21 protein-coding genes, 2 tRNA genes and 1 pseudogene are annotated in these 23439 nt (G+C 50.8%); 3 read left to right on the forward strand and 21 right to left on the reverse strand.

Translation table 11 applies throughout. The features are described 5' to 3' along the window. Positions 1 to 163 precede the first annotated feature (163 nt). The 17 genes from rpsO to pdxR all read right to left on the reverse strand — a co-directional run bounded on the left by rpsO (position 164) and on the right by pdxR (position 16344). On the reverse strand, positions 164 to 430 hold the full coding sequence (rpsO, locus tag ACTQ3K_RS03000) for a 30S ribosomal protein S15 (RefSeq protein WP_441565609.1): 267 nt from the start codon (positions 428 to 430) through the stop codon (positions 164 to 166). A gap of 126 nt (positions 431 to 556) precedes the next feature. After that, on the reverse strand, positions 557 to 1438 hold the full coding sequence (locus tag ACTQ3K_RS03005; RefSeq protein ID WP_441565611.1) for a riboflavin biosynthesis protein RibF: 882 nt from the start codon (positions 1436 to 1438) through the stop codon (positions 557 to 559). A gap of 26 nt (positions 1439 to 1464) precedes the next feature. Then, positions 1465 to 2358, reverse strand: coding sequence for a tRNA pseudouridine(55) synthase TruB (gene truB / locus ACTQ3K_RS03010; protein WP_441565772.1), 894 nt, complete (start codon positions 2356 to 2358; stop codon positions 1465 to 1467). A 14-nt stretch (positions 2359 to 2372) separates the two neighbouring features. Beyond that, positions 2373 to 3338 carry a DHH family phosphoesterase gene (locus ACTQ3K_RS03015; RefSeq protein ID WP_441565613.1) on the reverse strand — a complete coding sequence of 322 codons (966 nt, stop codon included), beginning with the start codon at positions 3336 to 3338 and terminating at the stop codon, positions 2373 to 2375. Between the two features lie 20 nt (positions 3339 to 3358). Further along, positions 3359 to 3766, reverse strand: coding sequence for a 30S ribosome-binding factor RbfA (gene rbfA, locus ACTQ3K_RS03020; protein WP_441565615.1), 408 nt, complete (start codon positions 3764 to 3766; stop codon positions 3359 to 3361). 26 nt (positions 3767 to 3792) lie between these two features. Beyond that, complete coding sequence (gene infB, locus ACTQ3K_RS03025; protein ID WP_441565617.1) at positions 3793 to 6528, reverse strand: translation initiation factor IF-2; 2736 nt, start codon at positions 6526 to 6528, stop codon at positions 3793 to 3795. A gap of 19 nt (positions 6529 to 6547) precedes the next feature. Continuing rightward, positions 6548 to 6886 (reverse strand): L7Ae/L30e/S12e/Gadd45 family ribosomal protein, encoded by a 339-nt coding sequence (locus tag ACTQ3K_RS03030; RefSeq protein ID WP_441565619.1) that lies wholly within the window; start codon positions 6884 to 6886, stop codon positions 6548 to 6550. Beyond that, positions 6843 to 7121, reverse strand: coding sequence for an RNase P modulator RnpM (gene rnpM / locus ACTQ3K_RS03035; RefSeq protein ID WP_441565621.1), 279 nt, complete (start codon positions 7119 to 7121; stop codon positions 6843 to 6845). Before rnpM ends, ACTQ3K_RS03030 begins: the two co-directional genes overlap by 44 nt. Before the next feature lie 21 nt (positions 7122 to 7142). Continuing rightward, the gene (gene nusA / locus ACTQ3K_RS03040) at positions 7143 to 8330 is read right to left on the reverse strand and encodes a transcription termination factor NusA (protein ID WP_441565623.1); all 1188 of its coding nucleotides are present in this window, start codon (positions 8328 to 8330) and stop codon (positions 7143 to 7145) included. A gap of 62 nt (positions 8331 to 8392) precedes the next feature. Next, positions 8393 to 8863: a ribosome maturation factor RimP gene (gene rimP / locus ACTQ3K_RS03045; protein ID WP_441565625.1), complete on the reverse strand. Its 471-nt coding sequence runs from the start codon at positions 8861 to 8863 to the stop codon at positions 8393 to 8395. A gap of 165 nt (positions 8864 to 9028) precedes the next feature. Continuing rightward, positions 9029 to 9100, reverse strand: a tRNA-Gly gene (locus ACTQ3K_RS03050). Between the two features lie 76 nt (positions 9101 to 9176). Then, positions 9177 to 9248, reverse strand: a tRNA-Gly gene (locus tag ACTQ3K_RS03055). Between the two features lie 109 nt (positions 9249 to 9357). Beyond that, positions 9358 to 10122, reverse strand: a complete 765-nt coding sequence (locus tag ACTQ3K_RS03060) for a nitroreductase family protein (RefSeq protein ID WP_441565627.1) — start codon at positions 10120 to 10122, stop codon at positions 9358 to 9360. 106 nt (positions 10123 to 10228) lie between these two features. Further along, the gene (gene pepF / locus ACTQ3K_RS03065; protein WP_441565774.1) at positions 10229 to 12016 is read right to left on the reverse strand and encodes an oligoendopeptidase F; all 1788 of its coding nucleotides are present in this window, start codon (positions 12014 to 12016) and stop codon (positions 10229 to 10231) included. Positions 12017 to 12021: 5 nt separating this feature from the next. Beyond that, complete coding sequence (locus tag ACTQ3K_RS03070; protein WP_441565629.1) at positions 12022 to 12948, reverse strand: DMT family transporter; 927 nt, start codon at positions 12946 to 12948, stop codon at positions 12022 to 12024. A 129-nt stretch (positions 12949 to 13077) separates the two neighbouring features. Beyond that, on the reverse strand, positions 13078 to 14874 hold the full coding sequence (locus ACTQ3K_RS03075; RefSeq protein WP_441565631.1) for a S8 family peptidase: 1797 nt from the start codon (positions 14872 to 14874) through the stop codon (positions 13078 to 13080). A gap of 48 nt (positions 14875 to 14922) precedes the next feature. Then, positions 14923 to 16344: a MocR-like pyridoxine biosynthesis transcription factor PdxR gene (pdxR, locus tag ACTQ3K_RS03080; protein ID WP_441565633.1), complete on the reverse strand. Its 1422-nt coding sequence runs from the start codon at positions 16342 to 16344 to the stop codon at positions 14923 to 14925. A gap of 143 nt (positions 16345 to 16487) precedes the next feature. Between pdxR and pdxS the strand changes: the two are divergent. Next, positions 16488 to 17432: pseudogene (pdxS, locus tag ACTQ3K_RS03085) on the forward strand (pyridoxal 5'-phosphate synthase lyase subunit PdxS); the annotation flags it as partial. A gap of 104 nt (positions 17433 to 17536) precedes the next feature. Here the strand turns inward: pdxS and ACTQ3K_RS03090 are convergent. The 3 genes from ACTQ3K_RS03090 to ACTQ3K_RS03100 form a co-directional block, all read right to left on the reverse strand. Next, positions 17537 to 18301: a nucleotidyl transferase AbiEii/AbiGii toxin family protein gene (locus tag ACTQ3K_RS03090; protein WP_441565635.1), complete on the reverse strand. Its 765-nt coding sequence runs from the start codon at positions 18299 to 18301 to the stop codon at positions 17537 to 17539. A gap of 77 nt (positions 18302 to 18378) precedes the next feature. After that, a complete protein-coding gene (locus tag ACTQ3K_RS03095) occupies positions 18379 to 18972 on the reverse strand; it encodes a type IV toxin-antitoxin system AbiEi family antitoxin domain-containing protein (protein ID WP_441565637.1) in 594 nt (197 codons plus the stop codon). Positions 18973 to 19372: 400 nt separating this feature from the next. Further along, the gene (locus ACTQ3K_RS03100; RefSeq protein WP_441565639.1) at positions 19373 to 20065 is read right to left on the reverse strand and encodes a YggS family pyridoxal phosphate-dependent enzyme; all 693 of its coding nucleotides are present in this window, start codon (positions 20063 to 20065) and stop codon (positions 19373 to 19375) included. Positions 20066 to 20332: 267 nt separating this feature from the next. On the opposite strand from ACTQ3K_RS03100, the gene ACTQ3K_RS03105 reads away from it, so the two are divergent. Further along, positions 20333 to 21241 carry an AraC family transcriptional regulator gene (locus ACTQ3K_RS03105; RefSeq protein WP_441565641.1) on the forward strand — a complete coding sequence of 303 codons (909 nt, stop codon included), beginning with the start codon at positions 20333 to 20335 and terminating at the stop codon, positions 21239 to 21241. 146 nt (positions 21242 to 21387) lie between these two features. Here the strand turns inward: ACTQ3K_RS03105 and ACTQ3K_RS03110 are convergent, their stop codons facing one another. After that, positions 21388 to 22098 carry an aspartate/glutamate racemase family protein gene (locus ACTQ3K_RS03110; RefSeq protein WP_441565643.1) on the reverse strand — a complete coding sequence of 237 codons (711 nt, stop codon included), beginning with the start codon at positions 22096 to 22098 and terminating at the stop codon, positions 21388 to 21390. Between the two features lie 220 nt (positions 22099 to 22318). Between ACTQ3K_RS03110 and ACTQ3K_RS03115 the strand changes: the two genes are divergently transcribed. After that, complete coding sequence (locus ACTQ3K_RS03115; RefSeq protein ID WP_441565645.1) at positions 22319 to 23344, forward strand: aldo/keto reductase; 1026 nt, start codon at positions 22319 to 22321, stop codon at positions 23342 to 23344. Positions 23345 to 23439 lie beyond the last annotated feature (95 nt).

Here is a 23439-nt window from a genome sequence, read left to right on the forward strand (position 1 = left end):
GGCGGCGTCCATCGAAACTACTGAAAAAGCCAGAATTCCACTCCGATTCTGTTCTTTTCAGTGGTCTCGATTTTAAAGCGCCGCCGGTCGGCAGTTACATTTCCGGGACTTTACAGCAAAGGTCAGGGTGGACTGCTCCACCCTGACCTCTTCAAGTCTCTGATTACTTTCTGATTCCCAGACGAGCAATGAGGCTACGATATGCTTCAATATCGTTTCTCTTCAGATAATCCAGAAGACCACGTCTCTGACCAACCATCTTTAACAGACCACGTCTGGAATGATGATCTTTGGGATTTTCCTGAAGATGAGCAGTAAGCTCAACGATTCTTGCTGTCAGGATTGCTACCTGTACTTCCGGTGAACCGGTATCTCCGGGCTTTCTTCCGTACTCGTTAATAATTGCTGTTTTCTTTTCCTTGGAAATCATTGTTCTTCCTCCTTAAACAAATTGGAACGTTCCCGAACGGAACCTCCGCCGGAATCGCTTCCTTATGGTCACACCAGATACCAGGCATTGGTTGGAGTTATCCGCACGCTGAGTATCGGCGCATTGTCACACCAGAGTAGTATAGCATAAACCAGATGGCTTGTAAACCACCTTTTCATCGAAATAAAGCCTTGTTTGTTCTCCGGTTTCCAGAATGGCAGGTGCCTCTCCGTTTTCTGTGTGGAGCATCGCCCGGTATTGCCCTGGCGGCGGCAAAAGCTTTTCTCTCGGAACCGAAATCGTCAATACCCGAACGGTTCTCCCTGCATCTTTGTCTGTATTCCCGTTTTTTTCTCCGGCCACCTCCGGCCATCCGTATGGATCGGCACTCCGTGAATCCCACTGCTCTGCATCGATTTCCATCCGTTCCTCGTTCCCGATCATTCCTGTCACCGGATAAGGATATCCCAGCAGGTCCACCGCCTGAGAAACTCTTCCTGCCGCGATTTCCTCACGAACTCTGGTACTGCTGATGGCATTTCCATCTGCAGACAGTTCTTTTTTTAAAACCTCCAGCTCATAGCCGTATTTCGGTGCCAGTGCTTTAAGAAGTGCTGTGTTTCCGCGCCGCTGATACCCGAACCCGAAATCCGGTCCGGTAATAATCTTCTTTGCGTGAAGCCCATCTATCAGGATCTGTTCCACAAAGGCTTCCGGCTCCATACGGCAGACAGCCTCCGTAAACGGAAATTCAATCAGAAGCTCCACACCAAGTGCTTCCATACGCACCCGCTTCTCTTCACTGGTCAAAAGCACCTTCTTTTCGGTCTGCTCCACCACTTCCCTGGGCGGACGGGTAAACGTAAACACCGTTTTCGTAAGCCCCTCTGAGGAAAAAAGAGCAGCGATCAGCTTCTGATGGCCCCGGTGGATTCCGTCAAACTTTCCCAGTGTCACCACGGTGGGCTGTTCCCGGTTAATTCCGGTCTGTCCCGTTATGATCTCCATAACTCCTCTCCTTTCCTCTTCCTGCATTATAAAAACATCTTCACCGGCCGGTATCTTTGAATCTTAGGATCATACTGATAGATCCCGGAAAACCTTCCGTCTGCTGCATAAATCCGAACCAGCCCGTGCTCCGGCGGTTTCACCTCGGTCAGTTCCTCACATAACAGCGGATTCCCGTTTTCCAGCCGTTTTTCTGCCTCTGAGACCGCCTGAAACAACGGATACTGTGAAAACAGCCTGTCCACCGGCGTCAGGATTTCCTCCAGCTGCCCCTCGTCCCGGATTTTCTCGATCTGAGACAAGGTATACGCCTCTTCCAGCGTAAACCGCTCAACCCTTGTACGAAGCAGCTTTTCCATACAGCCGCCGCACCCGAGCTTTCGCCCGATGTCATAACACAGGGTTCGGATATACGTTCCCTTGGAGCAGGTCACTGTCATGGTAACCCGCGGAAGTGCAATTTCCTCAATCCGGATTTCATGGATCTGAACCGTTCTGGCCTTTCGCTCCACCTCTTTTCCGGCTCTGGCAAGGTCATACAGTTTTTTTCCATTTATCTTCAAAGCCGAATACATGGGAGGAATCTGGTCATAGCTTCCAGTAAAAGACTGTACTGCTTCCCGCACGTCCTCCTCAGAGGCCGTTACCGGTACCCGGGCAGTCACTGTCCCTGTGGTATCCTGGGTATCGGTTTCCATTCCCAGTAAAAGCACCGCCTGATATGTTTTGTCTTTGTCCGTCAAAAGCTCGCAGACCTTGGTTGCCTTCCCCAGGCAGACAGGAAGGACACCCTCCGCCTCCGGGTCAAGGGTGCCCGTATGTCCGATCTTTTTCTGTTTTAAAATCCCGCGGAGCTTCGCCACCACATCATGGGAGGTAAAGCCCCGTTCCTTATATACATTAATAAGTCCGTCCATAATTCCCGTTTCCTCGTCTACCGGAGTCCGGCCTTGATGAGCTGCTTTTCGATCTGCTCGGAAAGGTTATTCAGCACATCGTAAGGACTTCCCGCCATAGTACAGCCCGCTGCACGCACATGGCCGCCGCCGCCGAAATAAGCTGCAATTCTGCTTACATCAACCACACGGTTGGAACGCATGCTCACCTTGTATTCCTGAGACGCCGTCTCATATAAAAAGATGGCACATTCCACGCCCTTTGTGATCCGAAGCTGGTCGATGATCCCGTCCAGATCCCTGGTGTCCGCCTCATAATAATCCATAGTTTTCTGACGCAGCACGGAGAATATGCAGAGACCGTCCATAAACAGCACGCTTTCTTCCAGCATACGCCCCAGAATCCTGTTCTGTTTATAAGTTTTCTCATAAAATGTCCGGTCTATGATCTCAGAGAAGTTAATTCCCCGCTCGATCAGTTCCCCGGCGATCCGCATGGTTTCCCGCGTGGTGTTGGAATGTTTGAACACACCGGTGTCATGGACAATACCCATATAAAGACATTCTGCCACCGCTTTATCCACACAGGCGCCGTCCATCAGCGTATACAGGATCTCACAGGTAGCACTCCGGTCAGGACAGATCACCGATTTTCCGGCATAGCCCTGATTGGTCACATGATGATCCACACAGGCTGTTGCCTCTGCCGTATTAAAATAAGAAACAAACCGTCCAAGCCGTTCTCTGTCGCTGGCATCCAGCGCGATACACAAATCATACACGCTTCCGTCCTCCGGATCGTGGCTGATCTCTTCCGCGCCATTCAGAAATCCGAAGCAGTCGGAAAACGGCTCCAGATACACCTGCACTGCGATTTGGGGATACTTGTTTTTCAGATAGTTTTTCAGTCCCAGGCAGGAGCCAACGCAGTCCCCGTCCGGCCTTACATGGCCAAGGATTGCCACATGCTTTGCCTGTTCCAGGATCTCCTCAAAAAAATCCATACGTGCTCCTTCCTTTTCTTTTATTCTTCTTCGCTGTCTGTCTCTTCTTCCGATCCGTCCTCCGCTTCTCCGGCCTCCTCACCGACCACCTCATCAATGAGCCTTGTCATATGAACGCCGTACTCAATGGACTGATCCAGGATAAACTTGATCTCCGGTGTATTCCGAAGGTTTACCGACTTTGCCAGGGCGCGGCGGATATAGCCCTCCGCATTTTTCAGCCCTGCCAGTGTCTCCTTTGCAGCCTCCTCACTTCCGAGAACACTGATATATGCCTTGCAGCTCTTCAGATCCGGAGCCACATTGACTGCCACCACAGAGGTCATGGGGTGGATCCTGGGATCCTTGACCTCTGTGCGGATGATATTGCTCAGTTCACGCTGAACCTCGCTGTTGATTCTGATATTTTTAATGCTGTTTTTACGCATGGTTCACCAATCCCTTTCAGACAACTCTAGCGGGGAACCTCCACCATGATGTAAGCCTCCACCATATCGTCCTCTTTGATATCATTGAAGCCCTCGAATACGAAGCCGCACTCGAAGCCCTTTGCTACTTCCTTGACATCATCCTTAAACCGCTTCAGGGAAGCCAGCGGTCCCTCGAAGATCTGCTCTCCCTCGCGGGTGATTCTTACGCTGCAGCCTCTCTGGATCTTTCCGTCCAGCACATAGGAACCTGCGATGGTTCCGACACCGGAAGCCTTGAAAAGCTGACGTACCACTGCATGGCCGATGACCTGCTCCTCAAATACGGGATCCAGCATACCCTTCATCGCTGCTTCCACATCCTCGATGGCCTGATAGATAACCTTGTACAGACGGATATCCACTTTTTCCCGCTCTGCAATGGATTTTGCGGTTGCGTCCGGTCTTACGTTAAAGCCGATAATGATGGCATTGGATGCCGAAGCCAGGGACACATCGGACTCGTTGATCGCGCCGACACCGCCGTGGATCACCTTTACCACAACCTCCTCGTTGGAAAGCTTGGTCAGGCTCTGTTTTACTGCCTCCACAGAACCCTGAACGTCTGCCTTGATGATGATGCCAAGTTCTTTGACATTACCTGCCTTGATCTGATCAAACAGATCGTCAAGGGACAGCTTTGCTTTTGTATCTGCAAGGAGTTTTTCCTTGCCCTCGGAAATAAAAGTCTCCGCAAAGCTTCTTGCTTCTTTCTCGTTCTCCGGTGCCACGAAAATCTCACCGGCACTGGGAACATCGTTGAGACCAAGGATTTCTACCGGAGTAGACGGCCCTGCCTCTTTTACCCGGCGTCCCTTATCGTCCATCATGGCACGAACCTTACCGTGACAGGGGCCGGCAGCAATGGCATCTCCCACATGCAGTGTACCCTTCTGTACCAGGATGGTCGCAACGGGACCCTTGCCCTTGTCGAGCTCTGCCTCGATAACGAGTCCTCTTGCCCGGCGGTTGGGATTTGCCTTTAATTCTTTTACTTCTGCGGTTAAAAGGATCATCTCCAGCAGATTTTCAATTCCTTCTTTTGTATGAGCCGATACGGGAACAAAGATTGTTGTGCCGCCCCAGTCTTCAGGAACCAGCTCGTATTCGGAAAGCTCCTGTTTTACACGGTCCACGTTGGCACTGGGCTTATCAATCTTGTTGACTGCCACGATGATCTCAACACCGGCAGCCTTTGCATGGTTGATCGCCTCAACCGTCTGAGGCATTACGCCGTCATCTGCCGCAACGACCAGGATTGCAATATCCGTTGCCTGGGCGCCTCTCATACGCATTGCAGTGAACGCCTCATGGCCGGGGGTATCAAGGAATGTGATCTTCTGACCGTTTACCTCAACCACGGAAGCACCGATATGCTGAGTGATTCCGCCTGCCTCTCTGGCGATCACATTGGTGGATCGGATCGCATCCAGAAGCGAGGTCTTACCATGGTCAACATGACCCATAACGCAGACAACGGGCGGGCGGGCCACCAGGGTATCTTCCGGATCGTCCTCATCCTTCAGAAGCTCCTCGATCACATCAACCTTGACTTCCTTCTCGCAGAGGACATCAAACTCCATGGCGATTTCTTCCGCGGTCTCATAATCAACCTCCTGGTTGATCGTAACAACCTTGCCCTGTAAGAACAGCTTCTTTACAATGGCAGAGGGCTGAAGCTTCATCTTGTCTGCCAGCTCCTTGATGGTAAGGGTTTCGGGGATCACAATGGTCTTGATCTCCTCCACAACCGGCTCTGCCTTTACTTCAGGCGCCTTAACCGGCGGTTTCACACCCTTTCCGCCGCGCTTTCCGGGCTTCTTTCCAAAATCTTCTTCCTGCTTCTTGTCATATTTATTATTCTGACGGCTGTTCTGTTTCTGTTTTCCGGTATTCTTCTGGGTGCTGTCAAGACCGGGAGCAGGAACTGCAAAGCCGCCGCCCTTTCTGGAATCTCCGGGACGTGACGTACCTCTTCGTCCGTCACGGTTCATCTGGCCGCCCTGGCTGTTCCGGTCTCCGCCAGGTCTCCGGTTTCCGTCAAAGCTTCTCTGGCCGCCCTGGCTGTTCCGGTCTCCGCCGGGTCTTCGGTTTCCGTCAAAGCTTCTCTGGCCGCCCTGGCTGTTCCGGTCTCCGCCAGGTCTCCGGTTTCCGTCAAAGCTTCTCTGACCGCCCTGGCTGTTCCGGTCTCCGCCGGGTCTCCGGTTTGCATCAAAGCTTCTCTGGCCATTCTGACGTTCTCTGGAGCCTTGTGTATTCTGAGTACGTTCTGCTGTCTTCGGTGCTTCCTGCGTGGTGCCTGCTGCCTTCGCTTCTGTCTCTGCTCCCTCCGGTGCTGCCTTCATGACCGGACGGGGACCTGCCGGTCTTGTACCGGGCCTCTGTCCTGCACCTGCAGGACGTGTTCCCTGGGCCCGTCTTGCCGCTCCGGGAACTGCCGGACGGGGACCTTTGCTCCTGCCCGCCTGGGAGCTGTTCTGGGAACGGAACACTGCAGTGATCCTCTTCTTCGGTACTGCCTGTTCTTCTTTCTTCTCCTCTGCCGGTGCTTCTGTTTTCTCCGGCTTCGGTGCATACGCTCTCCGCACCATATCTGCCTGTGCCTCATCGATCACGCTTAACGGGCTCTGTACATTTACCCCGTTTGCCTGAAGGACATCCAGCACATCCTTGTTGTTTTTATCTATCTCTTTTGCCAGTTCATGGACTCTCATCTTTGCCATACTTACTGCCTCCTTCTGCTTACTCACTCTCTATCTGTTTAACCACAGCGTCCCGGAAGCCTGCGTCTGTCAGCGCCACGGAAGCTCGGAACTCCCTGCCAATGGCTGCACCCAGGTCTTCTTTTTTACCCCAGAAGTACAAAGGAACTTCATAGTAAGTACACATATCTGTGAACATCTTCTTTGTATTGTCCGACGCATCTGACGCAACGATCACCAGGGCTGCTTTTCCGCTTTTGACCGCTTTCTCCGTGAGAAACTCACCGCTTACCAGCCTGCCCGCTTTCGTGGCAAGCCCCAGAAGAGAGGCTGTTTTACTTGCTCTCAATGGCTTCCAGCTCCTTTCTGAGTTTTTCATAGATTTCACCGGAAACCGCCATTTTGAACGAACGCTCCAGTCCGTGTCCTTTCACAGCTTTTTCCAGGCATGCTCTGTCAAAACACAGATACGCGCCGCGTCCGTTTTTCTTTCCGGTTGCATCCAGGGTAATCTCCCCGTCGGCTGTTTTCAGAATCCGGAGCATTTCCCGCTTATCCTTCATCTCACCGCAGCCAACGCACTGTCTCTGTGGGCTTTTCTTTTTTCCGTTCATGGAATCACGCTCCGTTATCGATTACTGCTGCGGATCATCATAGTCTGCACCATCGTCCTCATAGCCCTCCTGTGCATACTCTTCGTCATACTGATAATCCTCATCATCGTTGCTGTCATACTCGCCTTCCATGCCCTCTTCATATCCGATCTCTTCAAGAAGTCCGGATTCACGGGCCTGAGTCTCGCTCTTGATATCGATCTTGAAGCCGGTCAGTCGGGCTGCCAGTCTGGCATTCTGGCCCTCCTTGCCGATCGCAAGGGAAAGCTGATAATCAGGAACGATAACCTGTGCCGTCTTTTCTTCATCATCTGCCACCACGCAGATTACCTTTGCCGGGCTTAAGGCATTTTCAATGAGAAGGGCAGAGTTATCGCTCCAGTTGATAATATCAATCTTCTCTCCGCGAAGCTCTTCAACAACCGCATTGACTCTTGCTCCGTTTAAGCCGACACAGGCGCCTACGGGATCCACATTCGGATCATTGGAATAAACAGCCATCTTCGTTCTGGAACCGGCCTCTCTGGCAATGCTCTTGATCTCCACGATTCCGTCCTTCACCTCGGCAACTTCGGATTCAAATAACCGCTTTACCAGTTCGGGATGAGTTCTGGACACCATGATCCGGGGACCCTTTGTGGTGTCCTTTACTTCTAAAATGTATACCTTGATCCGCTCGGTGGGTTTAAATACCTCCCCCTTCACCTGCTCATTCTCATTGAGCATGGCATCTGCCTTTCCAAGATTGATGCTCACGTTCCGGCCCACATACCGCTGTACAATACCGGTCACAACCTCTTTTTCCATTCCGTAATACTGATTGAAGAGCACCTTTCGCTCCTCCTCGCGGATCTTCTGCAAAATCACGTTTTTCGCATTCTGGGTCGCGATCCGTCCGAATTCTTTTGACTTGATCTCCACACGGGCGATATCGCCGATGTTCAGATGAGGATCGATCTCTCTCGCATCCTCCTCGGAGATCTGAAGTGCCGGGTCTTCCACCTGCTCCACCACTTCCCGTTCTGCAAACACGGAGAAGTTATATGTCTCGCGGTTTACGACCGCCTTCACATTGTCCGCCTTTCCGAAGTGGGTCTTGCACGCCTGGATCAGAGAGTTTTCAATCGCCTCCAGAAGAGTCTCTTTACTGATATCTTTCTCTTTTTCCAGCAGCTCAAGGGCTTCCTTTAACTCCTTGTTTTCTTTCATTTTCCGATTTCCTCCTCTTTTGCTCCCTCCGGGAGTTGTTATTTCTTTCGGTTCTATGGTTCTCAGAAGTCGAATGCCAGGCGGATCAACGCAATCGCCGCCCGTTCAAAGGACGCTTCCGTTCCATCCTCCTGCTCGATGGTCACCGATTGGTCATCGTAAGCAGTCAAGATCCCTTCAAACTCCTTTTTCCGGTCAACCGCCCGGTACAGTCGGATCTCCACCGCTTTTCCTACGCTTCGCTTAAAATCCTTTTCTTTTTTCAGGGGTCTTCCAAGTCCGGGAGAGCTTACCTCCAGGATATAGCTGTCAGCAATATAATCCTCTTTGTCCAGAAGATCACTGAGCGCACGGCTGACCGTCTCACAGTCATTAACTGCGATCCCGCCCGGCTTGTCGATATAGGCGCGCAGATACATGGTACCGCCTTCTTTTACATATTCCACATCCACAAGCTCAAACCCCTGTTCCTCCACGATGGGCAGAATCAGTTCCTCCGTCCGCTTTTCGATGTCTTCCCGTCTTGTCAGCATTTCCGTCCCCTTTCCTGAAAACTTCAAAAACAAAGAGTGGACATCTGTCCACTCTTCATCTCGTCAACTCATTATCGGATATATCATAACACAGTTTTTCTGTGATTGCAAGCACTTTCTTACATAAACAAAGAACTCCTGTGCATTCCACAGAAGTCCGTTTCGAGCGCGAGACGGGATTCGAACCCGCGACCCTCGCCTTGGCAAGGCGATACTCCACCACTGAGCCACTCGCGCACATCATATAAAATTGTTTCTCTGCTTTCTACAATTTCCAATCGAGAATCTTTCTCATTATCCCGGAAACTGTAAGAGCGCGAGACGGGATTCGAACCCGCGACCCTCGCCTTGGCAAGGCGATACTCCACCACTGAGCCACTCGCGCACACTCATTCTCTGTTCCGTTCCATCGGACATGTAATATAATACTATGCCCGTTTCGATTTGTCAACAGTTTTTTGAGTTTTATTTATTGTTTTTAAAATAGCAACAATTCAGACCAGAAGCACCGTCAGAAAATATTCATTGTTCTTTAATTCCTTTGCTGCCATTTCCTCCCGTCTGGTAAACGAAATCTCCCTCCAGGTTTCTTCCGCAGCCAGTGAAATATGCCACAGCATAATTCCCATATCAAAAAGCACCAGCCGCTTCTTTGTCGGAAAAGCAAACAGCTCTTTTCTTATAAATACATGGATCCGGTTCTGGTAAACCACGAACCGCCAGGGCTGCCCGTTCATGGCCGACGGCGCCAGCCGCGCTGCCTGAAGCATAAGCCGTGTCTCCTCGGTGGAATCCTCCCGGAACACACACAGCTCCTTAAAGGGCAGCCGTTTTGCCCGGATCATTTCCCGGTATACCGGCTCGTCCGCCGTTCCGAAGGCCAGGACCATCAGCGGTTCCATGCCCTCCGGCTCCTCAATGCCTTTCACGGAAAGCGCTCCCTGATAACAGGTTCCTACTTCCCTGGCCGTCATATACAGAACAAGCTGCTCCATCAGATACCCGGCATTGGTCATGGCTCCTGCTCCCGGAACAGAATAGAATACCAGATAATACGGGGCCTTCACCCGGAACATGCCCTTGAACTTTGCACCGCTTCCCATGGCATCTACGATCTCGATGCTGTAGGAAAGCTCCGGCTCCAGCGGCTGTAATCCCTGCTCGAATTTCCGGAGATTTTTAAAAAAAGCCTGAGGCAGGAGTTCCATTTTAAAACGTCTGACTGATTTTCTCATGCACACTGCGTCATACTGATTCATACTCTCCCACCTCATCCTTATTTTTCTTCTGGCATCATCATATCATACTTTTCCATGCCATGGACGAAAAAACAGCACTTTTTTCTTAATATTTTCGTAATTTTTTCTAGCCCAGCAGCTCTTCCAGCTCGGTAAGGGCCGACTCAAAGGCCTTCATAGCTGCCCGCACCGGTTCCGGTGTACGCATGTCCACCCCTGCTCCTGCCAGAAGGTCAATAGGATCCTTGCTGCAGCCACCCTTTAAGAAGCCCATGTAATCCTCCACTGCCTGCTTCCCGCCATTTAAAATACGCTCCGAAAGGGCAATGGCCGCCGAAAAACCGGTGGCATACTGATATACATAAAACGGCGTATAAAAATGAGGAATCCTTGCCCATTCCAGGCTGATCTCCGGATCGACCACGATCCCGTCCCCGAAATAATCCTCATTGAGTCTCTGATACATTCCACAGAGCGTATCCGCGGTCAGAACCTCTCCGGCCGCCGCCATCTCATGGGCATTTTTCTCGAACTCCGCAAACATAGTCTGGCGGAAGACGGTTCCCTTAAAGCCATCCAGGAAATGGTTCAGAATATAGGCACGCTCGTTCCGGTCCTTTGCATGATCCAGAAGATAATGATTCAGCAGATTTTCATTACAGGTAGATGCCACCTCCGCTACAAAGATCTTATACTGCGAGTTGGTATATGTCTGCGTCTCATTGGAAAACCAGGAGTGCATGGCATGTCCCATCTCATGAGCCAGCGTAAATACATTGTCCAGTGTACTCTGGTAGGACATTAACACAAAAGGATGGGTTCCGTATGGGCCGGCACAGTAGGCGCCGCTCCGCTTCCCCTCATTTTCCGTATGATCGATCCAGCGGTTTTCCAGTCCTTCCCGAAATGCTGAAAGATAAGGCTCTCCCATGGGCTTCAGTGCCTCCAGGACAATCTCCTTTGCCTCCTCGAAGGGCACACGGATATCGGTCTGCGGCACCAGCGGCGTATACAGATCATACATATGAAGCTCCGGAACACCCAGCAGCTTTTTCCGCAGTGCCACATAACGGTACATGAGCGGATTATGCTCCCGCACCGTCTCAATTAATGTATCATAAACAGAGTCCGGAATATTGGCATCTGCCAGATAATAAGCCCGCGCTGACGGATACCGTCTCGCTTTCGCGTAAAACGCCGCCTGCCTTACATTCGCCTGAAACGTAGCCGCCAGTGTATTCCGATATGCCCCAAACGCTCCGTACATAGCATGGAAGGCATCCTCACGCACCCGTCGGTCCCTGCTTTCCAGAAGGGACGTATAGCGTCCGTGGGTGAGCTGGATCTCTTCCCCGTTTTCATTCCGTATCATCGGAAATTTCAGGTCAGCATTGTTGAACATCTTAAAGATCTGGGAAGCACCGTCTGCCATCTCTCCGGCATCCGCCAGAAGCTCCTCCACCTCCGGACTTCTGGTGTGGGCCTTTTCCCGCAAGATCAGCTCCAGCGTCCGTTCAAAGCTGTGATCCGCCGCCGGATCCTGACGAAGCGTATTCAGCCGCTCCTCCGGAATCGCCGCAATCTCCGGACTGATAAAGGAAGATGCCGATGCAGCCGCCACCCAGAGACTCTGTGCTCTTCCAACCATCTGCTGGTACCGCTGATCCGCCGTGTCCACATCGGCATTGAGATGGGCATAGCTGTAAAGCCGGTCTAACTCCATGCTCACATGCTCATCAAACCGAAGACAGCCATACAGCTTTTCTGCGCCATCCGCCAGATGACCACGGTACGTCTCATACTGTCCCAATTCCTGTTTCAGTGCCTCCATGGCCTGCTCCCATTCCCCCGGCGTCTGAAAAATATCCTCTGTTGCCCAGGACGCTTCCTTCGGCACTTCGTTCCGCTTTCTGATCTCTTTCATGCTGCTCCCTTTCTTCTTATTTTATTGTTCCCGCTTTTTGACTTTAAAAACGACAGCTTTGTTTCCGCCAGAATGATTGCTGTGAACAGCAGTACACAGCCAAAAATCATCCGTGGTGTCATGTGCTCCTTCAGAAAGATCACCGAGCAGAGTACGCCAAACACCGATTCCAGCGACAGAAACAGCGATGCTGAGGTGGCTGTCGTATACTTCTGGCAGACATTCTGAAGCAGGAATGCCACCATGGTGCTCACCAGCCCCAGATAAAGCATGCCCGACATGGCGCGGGGTGTAAACACCGCCACAGGAAATGCGCCATCCATGAACGGTGAAACGATCCAGGATATCAGCGCAGCCGTCCCGATCTGAAACAGGGTCATGATGATGGGATCATGCTTCTCTGTAAACCGGTCGATAAAAAACATATGGAATGCATAACCAAATCCACAGACGATGGTCAGCACATCCCCGATGTTCATAGTCAGATCTCCCTGAAGGGAAAGCAGCCCGATCCCCACAATGGCAAGAATGGCCGCTTCCACACAGTACCGGTCCGGCCGCTTCTTCGCAATGATCCAGCTTAAAAACGGCACGATCACCACATAGATCGTCGTCAAAAACGCATTTTTCCCCGCCGTTGTATACTGGATCCCCACAGTCTGGAAAAAATAACTGATAAACAGCCAGAATCCTAAAAATGACCCGCAGGCCAGATCTGATTTCCGGATCATCGGAATCTTTTTACAGAAGACCAGCGCCAGCCCCAGAAATGCAATGGTAAAGCGGAATGCCAGCATATAAACCGGCGGCACACTGTCCACCGAATCCTTCACCACCACAAAGGCAAATCCCCAGACCAGGGCCGTAAAGATCATGCCGAAGTCTGCCAGCAGGACTGTCTTCTTCCCTCGTTTTTCGCTCATGGTATCGTTCCTCATTACTTCTCCTCCCCGCCGGACTCAGGCGGGAAGCGTTTCTCGTCGTATTTGTTTGTATTCTTTTTTCAGCCAGAACTGATTATACTCTTTTTGCCCGGAATGTTCAATGCTTGTTTAAGGCAGGCTTTCTTCCACGCACAAGGCTCCATACCCGACCTGCGGATTGGGATATGCGGCATATCCGGCCAGAGGCCTGGCGCCGCTGCGGAGGTACGCTTTCAGCTTTTCTCCGTACAGGTAAGGATCATTTCCGCGGATGATCCCCCATTCCATTAAAATCGCCGCCGCTCCTGAAACAAAGGGCGTGGCAAAGGAGGTTCCGGTCACAGGAGTATAACCGCCCCCGGCGCTGGCAGTGACAATTCCAACACCGGGAGCGGTAAGATCCGGCTTGACCTGATTGGTAACGCGGGTATAGCCACGCCCGGAGAAATCGGCATAAGCACCGTATCGGCTGTCATAGGCACCTACTGTGATGACCCGCGCCGCAGTGGCGGGAATAGTCAATGTCGTATCCGGTGCGGGACTTAAAAACCGGGTGGCACGCCCGCGGACAGCTTCTCCCGGAAGCCAGAGATCGTACCGCCCGTCCACGATCTTCTCCGGCACAAGCTGTAACAGATAGATTCCGCTTTCCAGATACGCTTCTGTCGGGATCAGATCCAGATAGATCTCCTGAGCAGTGCTGTAGGGGATCGGTTCCCCGTAATAAACATAGATTTCCGATTCCTCTGTCCGGTAACGTGTCATGGTCTGTCCCTGTCCAAGCGGACCGAACCGCTGTCCCCTTGGCGTTACCAGATAGATTCTTACCTTATCCACATAGGATTTCCAGATCTGAAGATTCAGACCGGTTTCATATAACCCTACCGCAAATCGAATGATCTCCGTTCCTTCGTTTTCTCCCGGAGAGCCGGACTGTCCGCTTCCGCCAGTCAGCCCGGGATTTGTCAACGGCCGCTCCTTCGGATTTTGTAACTGTCCTGCCGCATGGCCGAAACCAATGCCCTCGTTTCCGCTTCCCACACAGATGGTCAGCCTCCCCAGTCCGGAAACCAGATCCAGATATGTTTCCAGCAGCGAAGTTCCTTCATGGGAACCGTAGCTGTTTCCAAAGCTCAGATTGATCACCATGGGGACGCCCGTTTCCAGCATCTTCCGTACTGCATAATCAATTCCCATGAGGAGCTCCGTGGTCCGGGGAAATCCGCCGTCCCGGTTTTCCAGCCTTACAACCAGAAGAACCGACTCCGGCGCCATGCCTCGATATCGGATTCCTCCTCTTCCTCCGTTTCCAGCTGCAATGGCAGCCACCGGCGTTCCATGATTTTCCGGATCACCGGAATCGCTTCCGTCCGGTCCCAGCGGATTTCCTGTTCTTAACGCTTCGTTGATCTGTTCCGCAGAAAACTCTGTTCCGATCCCGTAGCCTGCCGGCGGATTTCCGTCTATGGTCTGATCCCAGAGCCATGCGATCCGGCTGGTTCCGTCCCGGTTCCGAAAATCCTCCAGCCGGTAATCGATGCCGGAATCAATGACCGCGATCATGATGCCTGCCCCGAATAGTCCCGCCGCTCCGGTCTGTAATCCGCTCACACAGGACTCCTGCCGTCCCTCTGCCGACGCAAAGCACAGCCCCTTCGGCTTTTCCACATAGGTGATCTCCGGCTGTCTGGAAAAGGGTTCTACCAGTACCTCTGGCAGCGTGACCACCGCATAACCGCCGAGAAGCTCTGTGATCTGAACTGCTCCTGCTGCCAGCCGCTGAATATCCCCCGTATATTTGACGATGAGATCCCACGATTTTTCTGCCGGATCATACCCTGTCTTCAGATCCAGAGAGCGCTCCCGCTCTGCTTCGGGAACACGCAGTGCAAGATTCAGCGAGTTTTCCAGCTTTTCGTCCGTCATACCTGCCTCCGTACGTTTTTCTAAATATTATGACGGACACCTGTATTTTCATTCAGCTTCCGCTGTTTTCTTTGACACGATCTTATACAGCACCTGTGCCGCCCGCTCCATCTGCTCCGGATTGACCGACGAATAATTCATCACGTATGTATTTTCATATTGTTCCGCCCTGCCGCCGGAATAATAGCCGGACATGGGCGCCAGACGGATGCCCCTGGATTTCGCCTCCGCCACAAGGACCTCCTCCTTCAAAGAGGTTTTGATGTGCATAAGGAAATGCACCCCTGCTTCCTCCTCCTGGATTGTCACATACTCCCCAAGCGGCCCCTGCTCAAAGGCCTTCAGAATTGCATCCCGCTTGTTCTGGTAATAATTGCGGAGCCGGTTGATATGCTTCTCAAAGCTGCCGTTTTCCATGAACTGGGCCAGGGTATACTGCTCAAAGTTGGAGACGGTACAGGAATAAAAGGACAGTTCCCGGTAAAACCGCTCCGCCAGCGACGGTGGCAGCACCATATAGCTGATCCGCACCGTGGAAGCCAGCGTCTTTGTAAACGTATTCATATAGATGACCTTATCGGAGATATCAATGCTCTGGAGCGTCGGAAACGGCTTTCCGCCGAGACGCAGCTCACTGTCATAATCATCTTCGATGATATAGTGATCGGGATTTTTCGATGCCCAGCCAAGAAGCTCGTAGCGGCGGCTCACCGGCATGACGATCCCCGTGGGAAAATGGTGAGACGGCGAGGTATGAATAATATCCACCTGCTTTTCCTCCAGATCCCGGATCTCCACCCCCTTGGTATCCAGACGGATATTTTCATAAGGCACCTTCATCCGCTCATAGATCCGGGCGATCTTATGATACCCAGGATTTTCCACCCCGTAAACCAGATCATTTCCCAAAAGCTGGATCAGCAGGCTATGAAGATACTCTGTCCCGGCTCCCACCAGGATCTGCTCCGGCTGCACCTGCATGCCCCGGAATGCCCGCAGATACCCGGCGATGGCCTGGCGCAGCTCCAGAATTCCGCCGCAGGGCGGATTGATCATCAGCTGGATCCTGTTATCATTTAAAACACTGCGGACCGTCTTTGACCAGATGGTAAACGGAAAAATCTCGCTGTCCGTCTGGTTACTGGAAAAATCCGCAAAATAGGAGCTTTCTCCGCCGGTAACCATGACCGGGCGCTTCTTTACCGGCCGGATCTTCGGATTGGTATTTCCGATATCCGCCACATAAAAGCCCCGTTTCGGCATGGAATATAAATAGCCTTCCGCCATGAGCTGTCCGTAGGCATTTTCCACCGTGATCACACTGATACCCAGATTTTTTGCGAATGTACGCTTGGATGGCAGCTTCTCCCCGGCCTTGATTTTTCCCTGTATAATATCCCTTTTGATACATTTATATAAATATTCATACATGGAATCTGACCCTATATTTGTGAAACTGTATGTAAGCATTTCCGTTTTCTTCTCCAATCTGACCTTACTGAATATATTTATTTTGACGCTTTTTCAATAGCCACTCTCCCAGTATAATGGGGAACAGATCAAATGTAAAGAACAATCTGATCACGCGAAAAACGCGGCTGTTTCAGCGATAAGAACAGGAAAAGCTGGCGGACAGCCATCACAGAGAGGAAGCAGGCGCATGCGCCGTTATGGCACTGGAGCGGATCCCCGCAGACATCCGTGCAGCCGGCGGCGTTTCCCGTATGAGCGATCCGAAGATGATCCGTGGAATCCAGGAGGCCGTTTCCATTCCCGTAATGGCAAAATGCCGGATCGGGCATTTTGTGGAGGCACAGGTTTTGGAAGCCATCGAGATCGACTACATTGATGAGAGCGAAGTTCTTTCCCCGGCCGATGATGTCTACCATATCAATAAGCGGAATTTCCGCGTACCCTTTGTCTGCGGTGCCAAAGATCTGTGCGAGGCACTGCGCCGGGTCAACGAGGGGGCTGCCATGATCCGTACCAAGGGCGAACCCGGAACCGGCGATATCATCCAGGCAGTCCGCCATATCCGGAAAATGAACAGTGAAATCCAGAAGCTGACCTCCATGCGGGAGGACGAGCTTTATGAAGCAGCAAAAACGCTCCAGGTACCTTATGATCTGGTTCTGTATGTCCATGAAAACGGGACGCTTCCCGTTGTAAACTTCGCCGCCGGCGGCGTTGCAACTCCTGCCGATGCAGCTCTGATGATGCAGCTTGGCGCCGAAGGGGTATTCGTAGGCTCCGGTATTTTCAAATCCGGCAATCCGGCAAAGCGCGCCGCTTCCATCGTTAAGGCTGTCACCAACTTCACCGATGCAAAGCTGCTTGGCAACTTCCACACAGAAGCACCGGTAGCCGGGCTCGGAACCGTTCCCATGACCTTCATCCGGGCGCATTACGTGGCTTCTGTTTCCGATGATGCCAGGGTTCTCGCCACCGTGGAGGAGAACATTGTGGCAGTTCGTCACGGAAACCAGCTTGCCATTTCCTTCCACCCGGAGCTGGATCCGGATCTGCGGATCCATAAAACATTTCTGGATTTGATTTAGAAAAGAACAAATAAGGTTTCCTGCGTTGTAAAGTCGCTCCCAGTAAGGCTCACGGGCATTCTAAGCCATGACCTTACGCTCCTCCATAAAAAGTCTCCTTTCGTTTACAGCATGATTGCGTCCATAATCATCTGAATGGTATTACAGGTATCATCAAAGGAAATGTCCTTTGCATACTCATACTCGCGGCTGTATTTTTCCCACAGCTTGCGGAGCGTATCGCTTTCGCGGATCTCTTTCATAATTTCAGGGTAGTCTGTCTGAATCATACCGCTGCCGCGTTTCTGCGTCGTTCGTTCCAACGCCAAGCGCAACGTCGCTTTGTCACATTCCGCACCGTGCAGCACGTACAGAATATGTACGTCGTAATAATCTCTTGGACGAGTATTCGCAATGTTGCGGGATAGCACAGTTTCCAGCTTTTCCGCCAACACCGTTTCAAGGTTGTACGCAAGAATACTGATTGTTCGATCATCGAACAACAATGAGAATGTATATTCCACCTCACGAGGCGTTATGATATCGCCCGTTGTGACATCCACTGTCAGCGGCACACTGATCGGCGGATAGTTCGCTTTCAGCGCAACACGGATACCAGGGTAATCGTCAGTTTCCCGAATATCAGAGATATCGACAACCTCAAATTGTACATCGTCGTCAATCCAGACAGCACAAATCTCCATAAAAATTTTGTGGATTATTTCATGCGTCAGGGTGAATCCTTTAATCGTTGTATCCAGATCCATGGTTGCCCGCGTGTCCAGTCCCACAATGGCGGAAATTAGAAATCCTCCTTTGAGAATGAAATTGTTCTTATAAGGCGAGCTTGAAATCCGTTCCAGCAGTCGTTCAAGCATATAGTTCTGCATAACGAGCTGTGCCGAGATATGCTTCTCGGCCGCTTTGTTCTTGATAACGGCTTTCTATTACATTGGATTTTTTGTAATCATAGCAAAACCTCCATGTATCGCAGCACCTTAGGCTTCACTCGAAGCAGGTCTGCGTACTGCATCAGTCTGTGAATGTTCTTATCTTTAGACAATGCATAGCGTTTCATGGCCTCTCCAACGATTTGTACATCGCTGCCGCTACCGCGCAGGATATCACACAATGTCCGTTCCAAATTGTAAACACGAATTGGATTGCCGGAAGGAGACTTAATTTCAATTCTGCCGAACTCATAATTTTCTGGCACAACACGCTTAACAATTATATTTTCTTGCTTCAAGGACGGGGCATTGTAGCCTTTGGGAAAGGTCATCGTATATTTCGCCGGGGTACGGTCTGAATAATCCAACAGATACAAGGCGGTATCATGTGAGTAGATTCCACGTCCATACTTACGCTGCAAAAGATAAAAATCATCCTCCCACACACTGCTTCGCACATACAGGCCGCGTCCGAAACGATATATTTCACCGTTTTTGACAAACTCCTGTAACACACCACGATACACTCCGGCTTCCATCACCTGTGCTGTAGTAATCGTGCCATCCTCCGACGCTTCCAACAATTCTTCGATTTTCTCCTTGGCGTTCATGCTTATCACCTCGCTTTGACAATTGCACATTATATTATATAAAAATAATGTGTGATTGTCAATTTATAACGACGATCATATATTAAATTACTCAAAAATACGGCATAACCGTTAAGCTATACCGTTCTTTGCTTCAATATTTTTTTAATTTAGGAACGCTAAGACCGGCCGTACTAATTATAAATTTGTTTCCGACTCGCCGTGCCAGGCTCAAAAAGCTTTGCTTTTTTCGCTGTGGGCAGTCGCCATCCACCACTTTTAGTGCTCTCCGACTCGCCGTGCAGGCTCAAAAAGCTTTGCTTTTTTCGCTGTGGGCAGTCGCCCTATAAATAATTTGACCGGTCGTTTTTCGGAAGCCAGCTTCCTTTACGACCGGTCAAATTATTTGCACTGCTCGTTGCTATTGCACATATTTCCTGGCTCCAAAAATAGCGGTTCCGACACGGACCATGGTGGCTCCTTCTTCAATGGCCACTTCAAAGTCTCCGGTCATGCCCATGGACAGTTCTTTCATTTCTACGTTTGGAATGCTGGCGGCTTTGATTTCTTCGAAAACAGCCTTCATTTCTTTAAAATAGCCTCTGGCATCTTCCGGATGCTCCACCGGCGGTGCAATGGTCATAAGGCCTTTTACCTTTACATTGGAAAGAGCTGCGATTTCCTTTACCAGACCCATGGCTTCTTCCTTCGGCACGCCGCTCTTGGTTTCCTCTCCACCGATGTTAATCTCCACCAGAACATTACAGGTCACATTATGCTTCTGCGCTTCCTTCTGGATCTCCTGGGCCAGCCGCACAGAATCCACCGAATGGATCAGATACGCCTTATCCACAATGTATTTCACCTTGTTGCGCTGAAGATGACCGATCAGATGCCAGTGCAGCGGCTCGGTGATCACTTCCATTTTACTGCACATCTCCTGCACCTTATTCTCGCCGAAATCCACTACGCCGCACTCCATGATCTCACGGATCATTTCCACCGGTTTTGTTTTGCTGACAGCGATCAGCGTCACATCCTCCCGCTTTCTTCCGGCCCGTTCACAGGCTGCTACGACCCGCGCTTCTACATCCTTCAGGTTTTCTTTTACCATAATCTTCCACCTCAATTTTTCTTGCAGACTGGCCTTATTCTAACATATTTCTTCCGTTTTGTGAACTCCCCGGACAGCCTAAGTCCATACTGGAATCCATGTCCTACATAGCTTTCACAGCCCATGCCTTCGCATTTTGTCTGCTGTTCTTTTCTCCGTTTTTCTTGCTTTTTTCTCTTTGTTCCTTATAATAGAATCTGGAACCGGGCAGGTATCCGGATGCCTGTTCGAATCACTTTCAATTATCAGATTATCAGGGAGCATTGTATGCAAAAACGTATTATCTTTACGGATGAAAAAAAGAGGGAGCTGAACAAACCGATTGACGGCCGCTTCCCCCTCCACATTGAGCATGAAAATATTCAGGACTTTCTTCGCTGCCAGGTTCCCTTTCACTGGCACCCGGAGCTGGAGATGGCCTTTGTGACAAAGGGCAGTATCATCTGCCAGGCTAACGGAGCCACCTACCGTCTGACGGAGGGCACCGGCATTTTTTTTAATACCAATGTTCTTCATGCATACATGCAGGATGATGACAACGGCTGTCTCTATAAGGCAATTCTCTGCGATATCAGCCTTCTGTTCGGTCCGCCGGGAAGCCTGATTTATGAGCGTTATATTGCTCCCTTTCTCTCTGACACAACGCGTTCCAGTATCCTCCTGGACAGCAGTTCCTCCTGGCAGCGAGAATTGATTGACACCGCCGTCTCCATGGCAGACAAGGATCTTCAGCAGGCGCCTTTTCTGGAGCTTTCGCTTCTGGAGGGGATCACAAAGATCTGGCGGCTGCTCTGTGAACATACCGGTGCCGAACGGCCCGCCTCCAGTCGTTCTGTCAGGGATATTACCCGTATGAAAGCCGCCATGGCCTACATCCAGGAGCACTGCGGCGGTTCCATCTCCCTGGCGGAGCTTGCATCGGTCTGTTCCCTGAGCCAGAGTGAATGCTGCCGCCTGTTCCGACGGATCCTTCACCAGAGTCCCAACGAATATGTGATCTCCTGCCGGATCAGCAAAAGCCTGGGGCTGTTGGCCGAGGGGCGTCTCTCCATGACCGAGATTGCCGGCCTGTGCGGCTTCCAGAGCAGCAGCTACTTTTCCGAAACCTTTAAAAAGGTCATTGGCATGAGTCCCAGGGATTATAAATATCTGGTAACTCCCGGTTCAGGCGTTTAATCTTTAAAACGTTACAGCTATGAGCGCCAGCGTCAAACGAACCGCCAGGATCACAAATCCAAAACTTCCTTTTAGCAGAACTGTACGTCTTTTGTCTCTTTTAATCATCCGTCTGTTTCATCTTGTTTTCCCCCCACAAACAGTCTTTAATATCCCAGCCCCTCTTTTACCTTTGCTCCTACAAATCTTACAGCTGCTGCCGCAAGAACCTTCGTCGGATCAATATTGGGTTTATCAAAATGATACAGATCAAATGCCACCGGCAGTTCGGTGCAGCCGAGGATCAGCGTCTCTGCGCCGTGATCCAGAAGTTCTTCCATGCCCCGCTCAAATCCGGTCGTGTCAATGGACAGATTTCCGGCCTTTACTCCTTTATAAATAATGTCCATGACCGCCTGCTGATTTTCCTGCGAAGGCGTACACATCTCAATTCCGTTGGCATCAAACACTTTTTTGTATACACCGGACTGGCATGTCCCATCGGTAGCCAGAAGCCCTACTTTTTTCAATCCTTTTGATTTGATCACCTTTGCCGTCTCCTCGATCATGTTTAAAAACGGAGTGTCCACAAACGGTGTGATCCTGTCATAAAAATAATGAGCCGTATTGCAGGGCATGATCAATACATCTGCCCCCATTCCCTGTAACCGTACCGCACTCTTTACCATTTCCGGAACCGGATCTTTTCCTCCATGAAGGATCGCTGCCGTCCGGTCAGAAATCTCCGTGTTATTGTCAATGCAGACTCGCACATGTTCCTGATCATAAGCTGCATCCGTCAATTCAATGATCTTCTTAAACAGATCACATGTCGCCAGCGGACCCATTCCGCCTACAATACCAATTGTCTTTTTCATTCTGAACCATTCCTTCCCTTTGCGTTAGTCAGATGTTTTTCCATTTCTTTGTTATTATAGCACGATTCCCCCCTTCTTTCCTTCTCTTTTTTTGCATTATTTCATCTAATTGACATCGTTCTCTCCTTTGTTTATACTTGACTTAATACGCCAAAGTAGCTCCCTTATTTTCATGAATCCGGAACAGCACTTTCGGCGCCAACATTGAAGGAGGGGTTTTATGGTTACTGTTACACTTGGAAAAACCGGCATTACCGTCAACAAAAACGGCTTCGGTGCACTTCCGATCCAGCGTATCTCTAAGGAGGACGCTGCGTATCTTCTGCGAAAAGCCTATGATCACGGAATTAATTTCTTTGATACTGCCCGTGCCTATTCCGACAGCGAGGAAAAGGTCGGCTATGCGTTCAAGGGAATCCGGGAAAAGCTTTACATCTCCACGAAAACTGCTGCGAAAAACGCAGACGATTTCTGGAAGGATCTTCATACCAGCCTTACCAATCTCCAGACTGACTATGTCGATATCCTTCAGTTCCACACACCGGCATTCTGTCCGAAGCCCGATGATGGCACCGGACTTTATGAAGCCATGCTAAAGGCCAAAGAACAGGGCAAGATCCGTCACATCGGAATCACCAACCACCGGCTCCATGTGGCAAAGGAGGCCATCGAATCCGGACTTTATGAAACGCTCCAGTTCCCGTTCTGCTATCTGGCTACCGAAAAGGATATCGAGATCGTGAACCTCTGCAAAGAGCACAATATGGGCTTCATTTCCATGAAGGGACTGTCCGGCGGACTGATCACCAATTCGGCTGCCGCCTATGCGTTCCAGGCACAGTATGATAATACGCTGCCGATCTGGGGCGTTCAGAAGGAAAAGGAGCTGGATGAATTCCTTTCCTATATCGACAATCCACCTGCCATGACGGAAGAAATGGCCGCCTACATTGAGGAAGAAAAAAAGACTCTGTCCGGCAGCTTCTGTCGCGGCTGCGGTTATTGTATGCCCACCTGTCCGGCAAAAATCAACATCGCAGACTGTGCGCGGATGTCTCTGCTGCTGCGCCGTTCTCCCTCTGCCGGCCATCTTTCTCCCGAAGGACAGGCCATGATGGCCAAAATTCAGGACTGCATCCACTGCAATACCTGCATGACCAAATGTCCCTACGGGCTGAACACGCCCGAGCTTCTGGAAGCAAACTATAAGGATTATATGGAAGTTCTTGCCGGAAAGCCGATGTAACACATGTAGCTGAATAAAAATCAAAGCCTCCGTTCAGCACCACTCCCGATCCGATTCGGTCGAAAGGTGCTGCCCGGAGGCTCGTTTTTCTTAAA

It is taken from the genome of Candidatus Paralachnospira sp. LCP21S3_A2 (assembly GCF_052118925.1).
GTDB lineage: Bacteria > Bacillota > Clostridia > Lachnospirales > Lachnospiraceae > Lientehia.

What these genes read in the sequence shown, in the direction of transcription:
- ACTQ3K_RS03060 (WP_441565627.1), bottom strand. Translation starts at nt 10,122, where the DNA reads ATGAATCAGTATGACGCAGTGTGCATGAGAAAATCAGTCAGACGTTTT.
- ACTQ3K_RS03030 (WP_441565619.1), bottom strand. Translation starts at nt 6,886, where the DNA reads ATGAAAAACTCAGAAAGGAGCTGGAAGCCATTGAGAGCAAGTAAAACA.
- ACTQ3K_RS03095 (WP_441565637.1), bottom strand. Translation starts at nt 18,972, where the DNA reads ATGAACGCCAAGGAGAAAATCGAAGAATTGTTGGAAGCGTCGGAGGAT.
- ACTQ3K_RS03075 (WP_441565631.1), bottom strand. Translation starts at nt 14,874, where the DNA reads ATGACGGACGAAAAGCTGGAAAACTCGCTGAATCTTGCACTGCGTGTT.
- ACTQ3K_RS03105 (WP_441565641.1), top strand. Translation starts at nt 20,333, where the DNA reads ATGCAAAAACGTATTATCTTTACGGATGAAAAAAAGAGGGAGCTGAAC.
- rimP (WP_441565625.1), bottom strand. Translation starts at nt 8,863, where the DNA reads ATGCTGACAAGACGGGAAGACATCGAAAAGCGGACGGAGGAACTGATT.
- ACTQ3K_RS03100 (WP_441565639.1), bottom strand. Translation starts at nt 20,065, where the DNA reads ATGGTAAAAGAAAACCTGAAGGATGTAGAAGCGCGGGTCGTAGCAGCC.
- rpsO (WP_441565609.1), bottom strand. Translation starts at nt 430, where the DNA reads ATGATTTCCAAGGAAAAGAAAACAGCAATTATTAACGAGTACGGAAGA.
- infB (WP_441565617.1), bottom strand. Translation starts at nt 6,528, where the DNA reads ATGGCAAAGATGAGAGTCCATGAACTGGCAAAAGAGATAGATAAAAAC.
- ACTQ3K_RS03110 (WP_441565643.1), bottom strand. Translation starts at nt 22,098, where the DNA reads ATGAAAAAGACAATTGGTATTGTAGGCGGAATGGGTCCGCTGGCGACA.
- rbfA (WP_441565615.1), bottom strand. Translation starts at nt 3,766, where the DNA reads ATGCGTAAAAACAGCATTAAAAATATCAGAATCAACAGCGAGGTTCAG.
- ACTQ3K_RS03005 (WP_441565611.1), bottom strand. Translation starts at nt 1,438, where the DNA reads ATGGAGATCATAACGGGACAGACCGGAATTAACCGGGAACAGCCCACC.
- ACTQ3K_RS03090 (WP_441565635.1), bottom strand. Translation starts at nt 18,301, where the DNA reads ATGCAGAACTATATGCTTGAACGACTGCTGGAACGGATTTCAAGCTCG.
- rnpM (WP_441565621.1), bottom strand. Translation starts at nt 7,121, where the DNA reads ATGAACGGAAAAAAGAAAAGCCCACAGAGACAGTGCGTTGGCTGCGGT.
- ACTQ3K_RS03115 (WP_441565645.1), top strand. Translation starts at nt 22,319, where the DNA reads ATGGTTACTGTTACACTTGGAAAAACCGGCATTACCGTCAACAAAAAC.
- ACTQ3K_RS03015 (WP_441565613.1), bottom strand. Translation starts at nt 3,338, where the DNA reads ATGGATTTTTTTGAGGAGATCCTGGAACAGGCAAAGCATGTGGCAATC.
- pdxR (WP_441565633.1), bottom strand. Translation starts at nt 16,344, where the DNA reads ATGCTTACATACAGTTTCACAAATATAGGGTCAGATTCCATGTATGAA.
- ACTQ3K_RS03070 (WP_441565629.1), bottom strand. Translation starts at nt 12,948, where the DNA reads ATGAGCGAAAAACGAGGGAAGAAGACAGTCCTGCTGGCAGACTTCGGC.
- nusA (WP_441565623.1), bottom strand. Translation starts at nt 8,330, where the DNA reads ATGAAAGAAAACAAGGAGTTAAAGGAAGCCCTTGAGCTGCTGGAAAAA.